General features: G+C 53.9%; 12 protein-coding genes and 2 tRNA genes. 13 read left to right on the top strand and 1 reads right to left on the bottom strand.

The window, feature by feature from the left end; all coding sequences use genetic code 11:
* Positions 1-25: 25 nt before the first annotated feature.
* From secG to K6L24_RS02425, 13 genes are all read left to right on the top strand, one after another.
* Positions 26-358: a preprotein translocase subunit SecG gene (gene secG / locus K6L24_RS02365; RefSeq protein WP_062744456.1), complete on the top strand. Its 333-nt coding sequence runs from the start codon at positions 26-28 to the stop codon at positions 356-358.
* A gap of 73 nt (positions 359-431) precedes the next feature.
* Positions 432-518, top strand: a tRNA-Leu gene (locus K6L24_RS02370).
* Between the two features lie 48 nt (positions 519-566).
* Positions 567-643: transfer RNA gene (locus tag K6L24_RS02375), tRNA-Met, on the top strand.
* 209 nt (positions 644-852) lie between these two features.
* Entirely contained in the window at positions 853-1,305 is a 453-nt protein-coding gene (rimP, locus tag K6L24_RS02380; RefSeq protein ID WP_048914488.1) for a ribosome maturation factor RimP, read from the top strand.
* 24 nt (positions 1,306-1,329) lie between these two features.
* A complete protein-coding gene (nusA, locus tag K6L24_RS02385; protein WP_062744455.1) occupies positions 1,330-2,835 on the top strand; it encodes a transcription termination factor NusA in 1,506 nt (501 codons plus the stop codon).
* A gap of 24 nt (positions 2,836-2,859) precedes the next feature.
* Positions 2,860-5,553, top strand: coding sequence for a translation initiation factor IF-2 (infB, locus tag K6L24_RS02390; protein WP_118665416.1), 2,694 nt, complete (start codon positions 2,860-2,862; stop codon positions 5,551-5,553).
* 73 nt (positions 5,554-5,626) lie between these two features.
* Positions 5,627-6,052 carry a 30S ribosome-binding factor RbfA gene (gene rbfA / locus K6L24_RS02395; protein WP_062744453.1) on the top strand — a complete coding sequence of 142 codons (426 nt, stop codon included), beginning with the start codon at positions 5,627-5,629 and terminating at the stop codon, positions 6,050-6,052.
* Positions 6,052-6,996: a tRNA pseudouridine(55) synthase TruB gene (gene truB / locus K6L24_RS02400; RefSeq protein WP_062744452.1), complete on the top strand. Its 945-nt coding sequence runs from the start codon at positions 6,052-6,054 to the stop codon at positions 6,994-6,996. Before rbfA ends, truB begins: the two co-directional genes overlap by 1 nt.
* Before the next feature lie 107 nt (positions 6,997-7,103).
* Complete coding sequence (rpsO, locus tag K6L24_RS02405) at positions 7,104-7,373, top strand: 30S ribosomal protein S15 (RefSeq protein ID WP_062744451.1); 270 nt, start codon at positions 7,104-7,106, stop codon at positions 7,371-7,373.
* Between the two features lie 308 nt (positions 7,374-7,681).
* The gene (pnp, locus tag K6L24_RS02410; protein ID WP_062744450.1) at positions 7,682-9,811 is read left to right on the top strand and encodes a polyribonucleotide nucleotidyltransferase; all 2,130 of its coding nucleotides are present in this window, start codon (positions 7,682-7,684) and stop codon (positions 9,809-9,811) included.
* 129 nt (positions 9,812-9,940) lie between these two features.
* Positions 9,941-10,825, top strand: a complete 885-nt coding sequence (nlpI, locus tag K6L24_RS02415) for a lipoprotein NlpI (protein ID WP_062744449.1) — start codon at positions 9,941-9,943, stop codon at positions 10,823-10,825.
* A gap of 103 nt (positions 10,826-10,928) precedes the next feature.
* Positions 10,929-10,985, top strand: coding sequence for a protein YrbN (gene yrbN / locus K6L24_RS22445; protein ID WP_100229640.1), 57 nt, complete (start codon positions 10,929-10,931; stop codon positions 10,983-10,985).
* A gap of 16 nt (positions 10,986-11,001) precedes the next feature.
* A complete protein-coding gene (locus K6L24_RS02425) occupies positions 11,002-12,921 on the top strand; it encodes a DEAD/DEAH family ATP-dependent RNA helicase (protein ID WP_062744448.1) in 1,920 nt (639 codons plus the stop codon).
* A gap of 61 nt (positions 12,922-12,982) precedes the next feature.
* Here K6L24_RS02425 and K6L24_RS02430 read toward each other — a convergent pair whose 3' ends face one another.
* Complete coding sequence (locus K6L24_RS02430; protein WP_062744447.1) at positions 12,983-13,990, bottom strand: luciferase-like monooxygenase; 1,008 nt, start codon at positions 13,988-13,990, stop codon at positions 12,983-12,985.
* Positions 13,991-14,147 lie beyond the last annotated feature (157 nt).

The raw sequence follows: 14,147 nt of genomic DNA on the forward strand, positions 1-14,147 counted from the left end.
TAACGCACCAGGAACAAGGTTGATTATGTACGAAGCTCTTTTAGTAGTTTTCCTTATTGTGGCAATCGGCCTTGTGGGTCTGATCATGCTTCAGCAAGGTAAAGGCGCTGATATGGGAGCATCATTTGGTGCAGGCGCTTCTGGTACGCTGTTCGGTTCTAACGGTTCTGGTAACTTTATGACCCGTATGACTGCAGTGCTGGCGACCCTGTTCTTCATTATCAGTCTGGTTCTGGGTAACATCAACAGCAACAAAACCCAGAAAGGAAGCGAGTGGGAAAACCTGACTCAGCCGGCACAGTCCCAACAGACTACGCCTGCTAAACCGGCAGCGCCGGGCAGCGATATCCCGCAGTAAGCAGTACAGTACCTCAGCAGTACAAGCAGTAACGATTTCGATGCGACAGAAATAAAATAGTCGCCTCTTTAGTGCCGTGGTGGTGGAATTGGTAGACACGCTACCTTGAGGTGGTAGTGCCCGCATGGGCTTACGGGTTCAAGTCCCGTCCTCGGTACCAAATCTCAGTTGTGCTTGCAAATTCTGCAAGTTTTGCGTAGTATTCGGACGCGGGGTGGAGCAGCCTGGTAGCTCGTCGGGCTCATAACCCGAAGGTCGTCGGTTCAAATCCGGCCCCCGCAACCACTTTCCCTTAGAGTTCTTTTTCAAATAAACTGTATACATCACATGGGTATCTCAGTTGATTTTGAAAAAAATTCTCTTGGATTGTGCCGAGCCGCCAATGGCGGTGTACAGGGTCCAGTCGCATTAAGCCCCGATATTTCGGGGTTTTTTGTTATCAGGAAGCAGCATCACTGGGCTATAGGCCCTTTTTTTACGTCTTGGGGGTGGGATTGTCCACATTAGAGCAAAAATTAACAGAGCTGATCTCAGCACCGGTAGAAGCGCTAGGCTACGAACTGGTTGGTATTGAGTTTGTACGCGGTCGCACATCCACCTTGCGCATCTATATTGATAGTGAAGATGGCATCAATGTTGATGATTGCGCTGATGTGAGTCACCAGGTCAGTGCGGTATTCGACGTCGAAGACCCGATTACTGTGGCTTATAACCTCGAAGTTTCCTCGCCTGGTCTTGACCGCCCGATGTTTACCGCAGAACATTATGTACGTTTTACTGGCGAAGAAGTGAGCCTGGTGCTGCGTATGGCGGTCCAGAACCGTCGCAAATGGCAGGGTATCATTAAGTCTGTTGAAGGCGAGATGATTACTGTTGCCGTTGAGGGTAACGACGAAGTGTTCGCGCTGAGTAACATCCAGAAGGCGAACCTGGTTCCCCACTTTTAAAAGTCCGGATTGAGGCATACCAGGATGAACAAAGAAATCTTAGCTGTTGTAGAAGCGGTCTCTAATGAGAAGTCCCTCCCACGCGAGAAGATTTTCGAAGCGCTGGAGAGCGCGCTGGCCACAGCCACCAAGAAAAAATACGAGCAGGAAATTGACGTTCGCGTCAGTATCGATCGCAAAAGTGGCGATTTCGATACCTTCCGTCGTTGGCTGATTGTGGACGAAGTGACGATGCCGACGCGTGAAATCACGCTGGAAGCCGCCGTCTACGAAGATGAATCACTGGGCCTGGGTGGCTTTGTTGAAGACCAGATCGAATCTGTCACCTTTGACCGTATTACGACCCAGACTGCCAAGCAGGTTATCGTACAGAAAGTTCGTGAAGCTGAGCGCGCGATGGTCGTCGATCAGTTCCGCGAGCAGGAAGGCGAAATCATCACTGGCGTGGTGAAGAAAGTAAACCGCGATAATATCTCGCTCGAAGTGCGACCAAACGATGGTTCTAATACCAACGCAGAAGCCGTGATCATTCGTGAAGATATGTTGCCACGTGAAAACTTCCGCCCGGGTGACCGTATCCGTGGTGTGTTGTACGCTGTGCGCCCTGAAGCGCGTGGTGCTCAGCTGTTCGTCAGCCGTTCCAAACCGGAAATGCTGATCGAACTGTTCCGCATTGAAGTGCCGGAAATTGCTGAAGAAGTTCTTGAAATTAAAGCCGCTGCGCGCGATCCAGGCTCACGAGCCAAAATCGCGGTGAAAACCAACGACAAGCGTATCGACCCGGTCGGCGCTTGCGTAGGTATGCGTGGTGCGCGTGTTCAGGCGGTATCCAGTGAGCTGGGTGGCGAGCGTATTGATATCGTGCTGTGGGATGATAATCCTGCGCAGTTCGTGATCAACGCAATGGCCCCGGCGGATGTCGCCTCTATCGTGGTGGATGAAGATAATCACACCATGGATATCGCAGTAGAAGCCGGTAATCTGGCTCAGGCGATCGGCCGTAATGGCCAAAACGTGCGTCTGGCTTCACAGTTAAGTGGCTGGGAGCTAAACGTGATGACGGTCGACGACCTGCAGGCCAAGCATCAGGCTGAAGCTCATGCTGCCATCGACGTCTTTACCAAACATCTCGATATCGACGAAGACTTCGCTACCGTTCTGGTCGAAGAAGGCTTCTCTTCTCTGGAAGAGCTGGCTTATGTGCCGATTAACGAGCTGCTGGAAATCGACGGTCTTGATGAAGAGACAGTAGAAGCGTTGCGCGACCGAGCTAAAAACGCGTTAACCACCCTGGCACTGGCCAAGGAAGAGAGCCTCGGCGACAGTCAACCAGCGGAAGATTTACTGAACCTGGAAGGTCTGGAGCGCGAGATGGCCTACAAGCTGGCAGCTAAAGGCGTACGTACGCTGGAAGATCTTGCCGAGCAGGGTGTGGACGACCTGTCAGATATTGAGGGCCTGAACGATGAACGGGCTGGTGAGCTGATTATGGCTGCACGAAATATTTGTTGGTTCGGCGACGACGCGTAATAAACTGTAGCAGGAAGGAACAGCATGACGACAGATGTAACCGTAAAATCGCTGGCCGCAGAGATTCAGACACCGGTAGAACGCCTGGTACAGCAATTTGCTGACGCAGGGATCCAAAAGTCTGAAACTGACTCTGTTACCCAGCACGAAAAAGAGACATTGCTGACCCATCTGAACCGCGAACATGGCGGCGGATCTGGTAAGCTTACTCTGCAGCGCAAAACGCGCAGCACCTTGAATGTTCCAGGCACCGGGGGCAAAAGTAAGTCGGTGCAAATCGAAGTCCGCAAAAAACGCACTTATGTAAAAGGCGATCCGGCCGATGCTGAACAGGCAGAAGCGGAAGCCCAGGCAGAGCGTGAAGCGGAAGAACTGGCTCGTCGCGAGGCTGAAGAACAGGCCCTGCGCGCAGCTCAAGACAAAGCAAAGCGTGAAGCCGAGGAGCAGGCCAAGCGTGAGGCAGCTGATAAAGCCAAACGTGAAGCAGCGGAAAAAGATAAAGTGAGCAATCAACATACCGACGAAATGACCCGGGCCTCTCAGTCCGACAAAGCCCGCCGCGAAGCGGAATCGGCAGAGCTGAAGCGTAAAGCGGAAGAAGAAGCGCGTCGCAAGATCGAAGAAGAAGCGAAGCGCGTAGCCGAAGAGGCACGTAAAATGGCGGAAGAGAAAGGCGAAGAGTGGACACAGGTTAAAGAAGTCGAAGACACTTCTGATTATCACGTGACCACTTCAACTCATGCTCGTGCAGCAGAAGACGAAAATGACGCGCAGGTCGAAGGTGACCGCCGTACACGTACTGCTGTTCGTCCGGCTAAAGCCCCGGTTCGCAAGAAAGGCAACAAGCATTCTGAAGCGAAAACTGACCGTGAAGAAGCGCGTGCGCAGGTTCGCGGTGGTAAAGGCGGCAAGCGTAAGCCAAGCACCCTGCAGCAGGGCTTCAATAAGCCAGCACAGGCGGTTAACCGTGACGTGATTATCGGTGAGACTGTCACCGTAGCGGAACTGGCTAACAAGATGGCGGTGAAAGGTTCCCAGGTCATCAAAGCGATGATGAAAATGGGCGCCATGGCCACCATCAACCAAGTCATCGATCAGGAAACTGCTCAGATGGTCGCGGAAGAAATGGGTCACAAAGTGACACTGCGCCGCGAAAACGAGTTGGAAGAAGCGGTCATGAGCGACCGTGATACCGATGCGGTGCATGAGTCTCGTGCACCGGTCGTGACCATCATGGGTCACGTTGACCACGGTAAAACCTCTCTGCTGGACTACATTCGCTCCACGAAAGTCGCCTCTGGCGAAGCGGGCGGGATTACTCAGCACATCGGTGCCTACCACGTTGAAACTGACAACGGTATGGTAACCTTCCTGGATACCCCAGGCCACGCCGCGTTTACCTCAATGCGTGCTCGTGGTGCTCAGGCAACGGATATCGTTATCCTGGTCGTTGCTGCAGATGATGGCGTGATGCCACAGACTATCGAAGCTATCCAGCATGCGAAAGCGGCCAAAGTGCCGGTTGTCGTTGCGGTGAACAAATGCGATAAGCCTGATGCCGATCCAGACCGTGTTAAAACTGAACTGACTCAGTATGGGATTATCCCGGAAGAGTGGGGCGGCGAAAACATGTTCGTCAGCGTTTCAGCGAAAGTCGGTACCGGTATTGATGACCTGCTGAACGCTATCCTGCTGCAGGCGGAAGTGCTGGAACTGAGCGCTGTTCGTCAGGGTATGGCAAGCGGTGTGGTTATCGAATCCTTCCTGGATAAAGGTCGTGGTCCGGTCGCAACGGTTCTGGTTCGTGAAGGTACGCTGAACAAAGGCGACATCGTTCTGTGTGGCTTCGAATACGGCCGTGTGCGTGCGATGCGTGACGAGATGGGCCGTGAAGTGATGACTGCCGGTCCTTCTATTCCGGTTGAGATCCTCGGCCTGTCCGGTGTGCCGGCAGCGGGTGATGAAGCGACCGTTGTACGTGACGAGAAGAAAGCGCGTGAAGTGGCACTGTATCGTCAGGGCAAATTCCGTGAAGTTAAGCTGGCACGTCAGCAGAAATCTAAGCTGGAGAACATGTTTGCGAACATGACTGAAGGCGAAGTTTCTGAGCTGAACATCGTGCTGAAAGCTGACGTACAGGGTTCTGTCGAAGCTATCTCCGAGTCACTGCTGAAGCTTTCTACTGATGAAGTGAAAGTGAAAATCATCGGTTCCGGCGTAGGTGGTATCACTGAAACCGACGCGACGCTGGCTGCAGCTTCTAACGCCATCCTGGTAGGCTTCAACGTACGTGCTGATGCTTCAGCGCGCCGCGTGATCGACTCAGAAAGCCTGGATCTGCGTTACTACTCCGTCATCTATAATCTGATTGACGAAGTGAAAGCCGCGATGAGCGGGATGCTGGCACCAGAGTACAAACAGCAGATCATCGGTCTGGCAGCGGTACGTGACGTGTTCAAATCACCGAAATTCGGTGCCATCGCCGGTTGTATGGTGACGGAAGGTAATATTAAACGTCACAACCCAATCCGTGTTCTGCGTGACAACGTGGTGATCTACGAAGGCGAGCTGGAATCTCTGCGCCGCTTCAAAGATGACGTTAACGAAGTCCGTAACGGCATGGAATGTGGTATCGGCGTGAAGAACTACAACGATGTGCGTGTTGGCGATATGATCGAAGTCTTCGAAATTATCGAAATCCAGCGCACCATCGACTAAGTCGACGTCCGCAATCAGCAACACTAATTGGGAGGCTTCTGGCCTCCCAATCTTTTATAAGAGAGATAAAATTATGGCGAAAGAATTCGGTCGCCCGCAGCGTGTTTCTCAGGAACTGCAAAAAGAGATCGCCATGATCCTGCAGCGTGAGATTAAAGACCCGCGCCTGGGCATGATGGTAACGGTTTCCGGCGTGGATGTGTCACGTGACCTGGCCTACGCCAAGGTGTTCGTGACCTTCCTGAACGATAAAGACGAAGAAGCTATCAAAGGCGGCCTGCGTGCCCTGGGTGACGCTGCCGGCTATATCCGCTCCCTTCTCGGTAAAGCGATGCGTTTGCGTATCGTGCCTGAGCTGACGTTTTTCTACGACAACTCGCTGGTTGAAGGGATGCGCATGTCTAATCTGGTAACGAACGTGGTCAGAAATGACGAAGAGCGTCGTGGCCCGGTTGAAGATGGCCAGGAAGAGAATCAGGAAGAAGGCAAAGCAGAGTAATGAGTCGTCCTCGTCGTCGCGGTCGCGATATCCACGGCGTTCTGTTGCTGGACAAGCCTGGCGGTTTGTCCTCCAACGACGCGCTGCAGAAAGTCAAACGCCTGTATAACGCCAATCGTGCGGGCCATACCGGCGCGCTCGATCCTCTGGCGACTGGCATGCTGCCGATCTGTCTGGGGGAAGCGACCAAGTTTTCCCAGTATCTGCTGGAATCAGATAAGCGTTATCGGGTCATTGCCCGTCTCGGGCAGCGCACCGATACCTCCGATGCCGATGGAGTGATTGTCAGCGAGCGCCCGGTCGCGTTCAGTGCCGACACGCTGGCGCAGGCGCTGGACAGTTTCCGCGGTGAAACGCAGCAGATCCCGTCCATGTATTCAGCGCTGAAATACCAGGGCCGCAAGCTGTATGAATATGCCCGTGAAGGCATTGAAGTGCCGCGCGAGTCGCGCAGTATTACGGTCTATGAGCTGCTGTTTATTCGTCACGAAGGTCATGAGCTTGAGCTGGAAATCCATGTCTCAAAAGGCACTTACATTCGCACCATCATTGACGATCTTGGCGAAAAGCTGGGCTGCGGTGCGCATGTTACCTACCTGCGTCGGTTGCAGGTGGCCACGTACCCCATCGAAAAAATGGTGACGCTGGAACAGCTCAATGCCCTGACGGAAGAAGCTCATCGCAGCGAACAGTCTCCTGCTGATTTGCTGGACGCACTGCTGATGCCAATGGACAGCCCGGCAGCGGAATATCCCGTGGTGAATCTGCTCAGTTCGGTCGCGGCTTACTTTAAGCAGGGGATGCCGGTTCAGGCCGCAGGCGCCCCTGCCAGCGGGCTGGTGCGGGTGACGGAAGGCGAGGAGCACAAGTTTATTGGTATGGCGGAAATCGCCGACGATGGACGGGTAGCCCCGCGCCGGCTGGTTGTAGAATATTTCGACTAGCTATTTGCGCTTAAGTAGCGCTAAGAGTAGAATGGCGCGGCTTTACACTGGGTTGCTGAATTAGAGATCGGCGCCTGTACATTTATCTTAATTTTTGGAGTTGTCTCATGTCTCTAAGTGTTGAAACTAAAGCACAGATCGTTGCTGATTTCGGTCGTGGCGCAAACGACAGTGGTTCTACTGAAGTTCAGGTTGCACTGCTGACCGCGCAGATTACTCATCTGCAGGGTCACTTCTCTGAGCACAAGAAAGACCACCACAGCCGTCGTGGCCTGCTGCGCATGGTATCTCAGCGTCGTAAGCTGCTGGATTACCTGAAGCGTAAAGACGTTGCACGCTACACCAGCCTGATCGAACGTCTGGGTCTGCGTCGCTAAGTCTTACAGGTTGTCCCGCCACGGTTTCAGATCTTCTGAAAGTGTAAGTGGGTCATCGGACAACCTGGTGCGAGTTTCGCTGGAAAGGGGCCTTTAAGGCCCCTTTTTTCAAGCAAGCGGCAGCAATTACACGCAAACTATTGTATTGTTGCTGAGTGTGATCTTCAGTTGCAGACGTTCGCGCGGCTAATGAGAGGCTTTATCCCATCTGGGATTAGGGTTGTCATTAGTCGCGAGGATGCAAAATGAAGATTAAATATCCACGGTCGGTATAAAAAACTACTGACCCTGAAGTTAAGGAACTAATTTTGCTGAACCCGATCGTAAAAAAATTCCAGTATGGTCAGCATACCGTCACTCTTGAGACCGGTATGATGGCCCGCCAGGCAACGGCTGCCGTAATGGTAAGCATGGACGACACCGCGGTGTTCGTGACCGTTGTTGGCCGTAAAAATGCAAAACCAGGTCAGGATTTCTTCCCACTGACCGTTAACTATCAGGAGCGTACCTACGCTGCTGGTCGTATCCCGGGTAGCTTCTTCCGTCGTGAAGGCCGCCCAAGCGAAGGCGAAACACTGACTTCACGTCTGATTGACCGTCCGCTGCGCCCACTGTTCCCGGAAGGCTTCGTCAACGAAGTGCAGGTTATCGCTACCGTTGTTTCCGTTAACCCACAGGTTAACCCGGACATCGTTGCGCTGATCGGTGCTTCTGCGGCACTGTCACTGTCTGGCCTGCCGTTTAACGGTCCAATCGGTGCTGCGCGCGTCGGTTACCTGAACGACCAGTACGTACTGAACCCAACGACCGATGAGCTGAAAGAGAGCAAACTGGATCTGGTCGTTGCCGGTACCAAAGGCGCTGTGCTGATGGTTGAGTCAGAAGCTGAACTGTTAAGCGAAGACCAGATGCTGGGTGCCGTGGTGTATGGCCATGAGCAGCAGCAGATCGTTATCGACACCATTAACGAACTGGTGGCTGAAGCAGGCAAACCTCGCTGGGACTGGACACCAGAAGCACCGAACGACGCGTTGAACGCCCGTATCGCTGCGCTGGCGGAATCCCGTCTGAGCGATGCTTACCGCATCACCGAAAAACAGGAGCGTTATGCTCAGGTTGACGTGATCAAATCAGAAACCACTGCGGCCCTGCTGGCTGAAGATGAGTCACTGGATGCCGGTGAGATCAGCGACATTCTGCACGCGCTGGAAAAAGACGTGGTACGTAGCCGCATTCTGCGCGGTGAGCCACGTATCGATGGCCGTGAAAAAGACATGATCCGTGGTCTGGATGTGCGTACCGGCGTTCTGCCACGTACCCACGGTTCAGCACTGTTCACCCGTGGTGAGACTCAGGCACTGGTTACCGCAACACTGGGTACTGCCCGTGATGCGCAGAATCTGGATGAACTGATGGGTGAGCGTACTGATAACTTCCTGTTCCACTACAACTTCCCTCCGTACTCTGTCGGTGAAACCGGCATGGTCGGTTCGCCTAAGCGTCGTGAAATCGGTCACGGTCGTCTGGCGAAACGTGGTGTTCTGGCCGTGATGCCAAAAGGCGATGCGTTCCCGTACACCGTGCGTGTGGTGTCTGAAATCACCGAATCTAACGGTTCATCATCCATGGCGTCCGTATGTGGTGCTTCTCTGGCACTGATGGATGCCGGTGTCCCTATCAAAGCAGCCGTAGCCGGTATTGCGATGGGTCTGGTGAAAGACAACGATAACTTCGTTGTTCTGTCAGACATTCTGGGTGACGAAGATCACCTGGGCGACATGGACTTCAAAGTAGCCGGTAGCCGTGAAGGTATCACTGCGCTGCAGATGGACATCAAAATTGAAGGCATCACTCGCGAAATCATGCATGAAGCGCTGAACCAGGCTAAGGGTGCGCGTCTGCACATTCTGAGCGTTATGGAACAGGCAATCAGCACTCCGCGCGGCGATATCTCTCAGTTTGCACCACGCATCCATACCATCAAGATCAGCGTTGATAAGATTAAAGACGTGATCGGTAAAGGGGGTTCGGTGATCCGTGCGCTGACCGAAGAAACCGGCACCACCATCGAAATTGAAGATGACGGTACGGTTAAAATCGCAGCGACTGACGGTGAGAAAGCGAAATTCGCTATCCGTCGTATCGAAGAGATTACTGCAGAAATCGAAGTGGGCCGTATCTATAACGGTAAAGTGACCCGCATCGTTGACTTCGGTGCCTTCGTTGCTATCGGCGGTGGAAAAGAAGGTCTGGTTCACATCTCTCAAATCGCTGACAAGCGCGTTGAGAAAGTGACAGACTACCTGCAGATGGGCCAGGAAGTACCAGTGAAAGTACTGGAAGTTGACCGTCAGGGTCGCGTACGCCTGAGCATCAAAGAAGCCAGCGAACAGGCTCAGCCTGAAGCTGAAGTTCCTGCAGCACCTGAAGCAGAGTAACGGCATTACCATTGAGTTCTCCGCATCTTCGGGTGCGGAGGATTGTTTCATCGCGAGGGCTGGATGGCCTTGTGAACGGCAGGCGGATGACAGGATGTCCATCCCAATGTTTGTTTTCGGGAGTGGTAAATGAAGCCATTTTTGCGCTGGTGTATAGTTGCGACAGCTTTGACGCTGGCAGGATGCAGCAACACCGAATGGCGTAAGAACGAAGTTTTGGCGGTCCCCTTGCAGCCTACGCTGCAGCAGGAAGTCATTCTCGCGCGCATGGAACAAATACTTGCCAGTCGGTCATTGACCGATGATGAACGCGCACAGCTGTTATATGAGCGCGGAGTGTTGTATGATAGTCTCGGTTTGAGAGCACTGGCGCGAAATGATTTTTCACAAGCGCTGTCTATCAGACCGGATATGCCTGAAGTATTCAATTACTTAGGCATATATTTAACGCAGGCAGGCAACTTTGATGCTGCCTATGAAGCGTTTGATTCTGTACTTGAGCTTGATCCAACTTACAATTATGCGCGTTTAAATCGTGGTATCGCTTTGTATTACGGCGGAAGATTTAAACTGGCGCAAGATGATCTGCTGGCGTTTTATCAAGACGATCCTAACGATCCCTTCCGCAGCCTGTGGCTGTATCTCACCGAACGTGAGATCAACGCAGACCAGGCAAAAGTTTCGCTCAAGCAGCGTTACGACAAAGCGGTGAAGGAACAATGGGGATGGAATATTGTCGAGTTCTACCTGGGCGATATCAGCGAAAAAACGCTGATGGAACGGCTCCAGGCGGACGCAACGGATAACACCTCGCTCGCTGAACATCTCAGTGAAACCAACTTCTATTTAGGTAAGTACTACCTAAGTCTGGGGGAGAAGGACAACGCAGAAGCGTTGTTCAAGCTGACGGTCGCCAACAACGTTCACAACTTTGTTGAGCATCGATATGCATTGTTGGAGCTGGCGCTACTCGGCCAGACACAAGACGATTTATCAGAATCTGACCAGCAATAGCTGACGAACTTCATTGCCCGTTTTTTCGAAAAGTCATCATCTTAGCGGATGAGGGCCTTTTTGTTCGTCAAAACCACTAATTTGAGCCGGTTCACACTTTTTGATGAAAATGACTGAAAATTTTCACGACGAGTTATGTAGACTGGCCGCCGCAATCTAAGAGGCACGTGTACTACATGACTGATATCCAAACTACTTTTGCTGACCTTGGCCTGAACGCCGACCTCCTCGAATCACTGACCGGCATGGGCTACGTGAAGCCTTCCCCAATCCAGCTTGAGTGTATTCCTCATCTGCTGGCGGGCCGTGATGTGCTGGGTATGGCGCAGACCGGGAGCGGCAAAACTGCAGCCTTCTCGCTGCCGTTATTACATAACATTGACCCAACCGTAAAAGCACCTCAGATCCTGGTGCTGGCACCGACCCGCGAACTGGCGGTGCAGGTTGCTGAAGCGATGACAGAATTCGCTAAACATATGCGCGGCCTGAACGTGGTTGCCCTTTACGGCGGCCAGCGTTACGACGTGCAGCTGCGCGCGCTGCGCCAGGGACCACAGGTTGTTGTGGGCACGCCTGGTCGTCTGCTTGACCACCTGAAACGCGGCACGTTAGACCTGTCTAACCTGCGCGGCCTGGTGCTGGACGAAGCCGATGAAATGCTGCGTATGGGCTTCATCGAAGACGTTGAAACTATCATGGCGCAGATCCCAGACAATCATCAGACTGCTCTGTTCTCTGCCACCATGCCAGAAGCCATTCGTCGCATTACCAAGCGCTTTATGAAAGATCCGCAGGAAGTGCGTATCCAGTCAAGCATGACCACGCGTCCGGACATCAGCCAGAGCTACTGGACTGCTTACGGCCGTAAAACGGATGCACTGACCCGCTTCCTGGAATCAGAAGACTTCGATGCTGCAATCATCTTCGTGCGCACTAAAAACGCGACGCTGGAAGTGGCTGAAGCGCTGGAGCGCAGCGGTTACAACAGTGCTGCCCTGAACGGTGATATGAACCAGGCACTGCGTGAGCAGACGCTGGAGCGCCTGAAAGATGGTCGTCTGGACATCCTGATCGCCACCGACGTTGCGGCCCGTGGCCTGGACGTTGAGCGTATCAGCCTGGTGGTTAACTATGACATCCCGATGGACGCAGAATCTTACGTTCACCGTATCGGCCGTACCGGTCGTGCAGGTCGTGCCGGCCGTGCTCTGCTGTTCGTTGAAAACCGCGAGCGTCGTCTGCTGCGCAACATCGAACGCACCATGAAGCTGACCATTCCTGAAGTCGAGCTGCCAAACGCAGAACTGCTGGGTGAGCGTCGTCTGGCGAAGTTTGCTGCTAAAGTTCAGCAGCAGCTGGAAAGCAGCGATCTGGAGCAGTACCGTGCTCTGCTGGCTAAAATGCAGCCAGAAGAAGAGCTGGACATCGAAACGCTGGCCGCAGCACTGCTGAAAATGGCTCAGGGCGAACGTCCACTGATCGTTCCTGCTGATGCGCCACAGCGTCCGCGCAGCCAGTTCCGCGATCGCGATGACCGCCAGGCCGGCCGCAGCGATCGTCCGGATCGTGGCCCACGTGAACCACGTGAACCGCGCGCAGAAGGCGATCGTCCACGTCGTGAACGTCGTGATGTTGGCGATATGGAAGTGTACCGCATTGAAGTAGGCCGTGATGACGGTGTTGAAGTACGTCACATCGTTGGCGCTATCGCTAACGAAGGCGACATCAGCAGCCGCTACATCGGTAACATCAAGCTGTTCGGTACGCACTCTACTATCGAGCTGCCAAAAGGCATGCCGGGCGAAGTTCTGTCACACTTCACCCGCACGCGTATTCTGAACAAACCGATGAATATGCAGCTGATTGGTGATGCACAGCCACGCAGCAACGACCGTGGCGGCGAACGTCGTCCGGGCGGCCCTGCTCGCGGCGGCTTCGGCGCTGGCGCTGGCCGTGAAGGCGGAGCCCCACGCGGTGGTGCTGAAGGCGGTCGTCGCTTCAGCAATGACCGTGGCGGTGAACGTCGTCCGGGTGGCCCTTCACGTGGTCCACGCACTGAAGGCGGCGCAGCACCTACCCGTCGTCGTGATGCGTAATCACTGATGCCAAATAAAAAAACCAGCCTTCGGGCTGGTTTTTTTTGCCCTGCGATCAGGGTTACAGAGCGTTGCGGGCCTGCATGGCCAGCTCAAAGGAGTAAAGCCGTGCCTGAGTATCGAAAATCTGCCCGTTGACCATCACTTCGTCTGCCTGGGTTTCACGCATCAGCGCCGCCAGCCCCTGACGGACTTTATCTTTATCACCCACCACCGACATACTCAGCGCCTGCTGCACGCCGTACTGTTCTGACGGTGACCACAGGTTGTCCATGTTATCCACCGGCGCGGGCAGCGGGCCCGGTTTGCCGCGGCGAAGATTGATAAACTGCTGCTGCATGGAGGTGAACAGGAAGCGCGCATCGCGATCGCTGTCGGCAGCCACCACGTTGACACACACCATTGCATAGGGTTTATCCAGCCGCGCAGAGGGTTTGAAGTTCTCGCGGTATAAATGCAGCGCCTGTAACAACATATCGGGAGCAAAGTGCGAAGCGAAAGCGAAAGGCAGACCCATCTGCGCCGCCAGCTGCGCGCTGTACAGGCTGGAGCCAAGCAGCCAGACCGGTATTTTCAGCCCTGTTCCGGGAACCGGCTGTACCACCGGCATCTCTTCCCCCGAGTGATCGAACCAGCGGATGAGTTCACTCACATCGGATGGGAAATTATCGACATGGCCGGCCATATGGCGGCGCAGCGCCAGCATGGTGCGCTGATCGGAACCCGGTGCGCGGCCCAGACCCAGATCGATACGGCCAGGGTAAAGCGACTCCAGGGTGCCGAACTGCTCGGCAATCACCAGCGGTGAATGGTTGGGTAACATCACCCCGCCCGACCCCAGACGCAGGGTTTGCGTATTCGCCGCGAGATAACCAATCAGTACGGAGGTTGCCGCACTGGCAATCCCGGACATGTTGTGGTGCTCTGCCAGCCAGTAGCGGTGAAAGCCAAGCGATTCAGACTGCTTAGCCAGAGAGAGTGATGCATGAAACGCATCGCGCGCGGAGGCACCCTGAGGAATGGGGGCGAGATCCAGTACCGAAAGCGGTACATTTTTTTTATCAGGCATAGTTGCTCACTTTGTCTAACGGCCGACGCTGCGCCAGGTACAAAAGAGACAGATTAAGGGATTTGTTGTCTGTATTATTGTCCGTTCGCAGCACTCCTGGAATTAACGGTACAGCGGCGCGAACGCTTTGATCAGCCTCTGCCCCGTTATCAGGTAA

Origin of the sequence: Erwinia persicina (assembly GCF_019844095.1) — a bacterium.
In the GTDB taxonomy this organism is placed as follows: Bacteria; Pseudomonadota; Gammaproteobacteria; order Enterobacterales; family Enterobacteriaceae; genus Erwinia; species Erwinia persicina.

Coding starts and splice junctions, on each gene's coding strand:
- secG (WP_062744456.1), top strand. CDS start 26: ATGTACGAAGCTCTTTTAGTAGTTTTCCTTATTGTGGCAATCGGCCTT.
- nusA (WP_062744455.1), top strand. CDS start 1,330: ATGAACAAAGAAATCTTAGCTGTTGTAGAAGCGGTCTCTAATGAGAAG.
- infB (WP_118665416.1), top strand. CDS start 2,860: ATGACGACAGATGTAACCGTAAAATCGCTGGCCGCAGAGATTCAGACA.
- rbfA (WP_062744453.1), top strand. CDS start 5,627: ATGGCGAAAGAATTCGGTCGCCCGCAGCGTGTTTCTCAGGAACTGCAA.
- truB (WP_062744452.1), top strand. CDS start 6,052: ATGAGTCGTCCTCGTCGTCGCGGTCGCGATATCCACGGCGTTCTGTTG.
- rpsO (WP_062744451.1), top strand. CDS start 7,104: ATGTCTCTAAGTGTTGAAACTAAAGCACAGATCGTTGCTGATTTCGGT.
- nlpI (WP_062744449.1), top strand. CDS start 9,941: ATGAAGCCATTTTTGCGCTGGTGTATAGTTGCGACAGCTTTGACGCTG.
- K6L24_RS02425 (WP_062744448.1), top strand. CDS start 11,002: ATGACTGATATCCAAACTACTTTTGCTGACCTTGGCCTGAACGCCGAC.
- K6L24_RS02430 (WP_062744447.1), bottom strand. CDS start 13,990: ATGCCTGATAAAAAAAATGTACCGCTTTCGGTACTGGATCTCGCCCCC.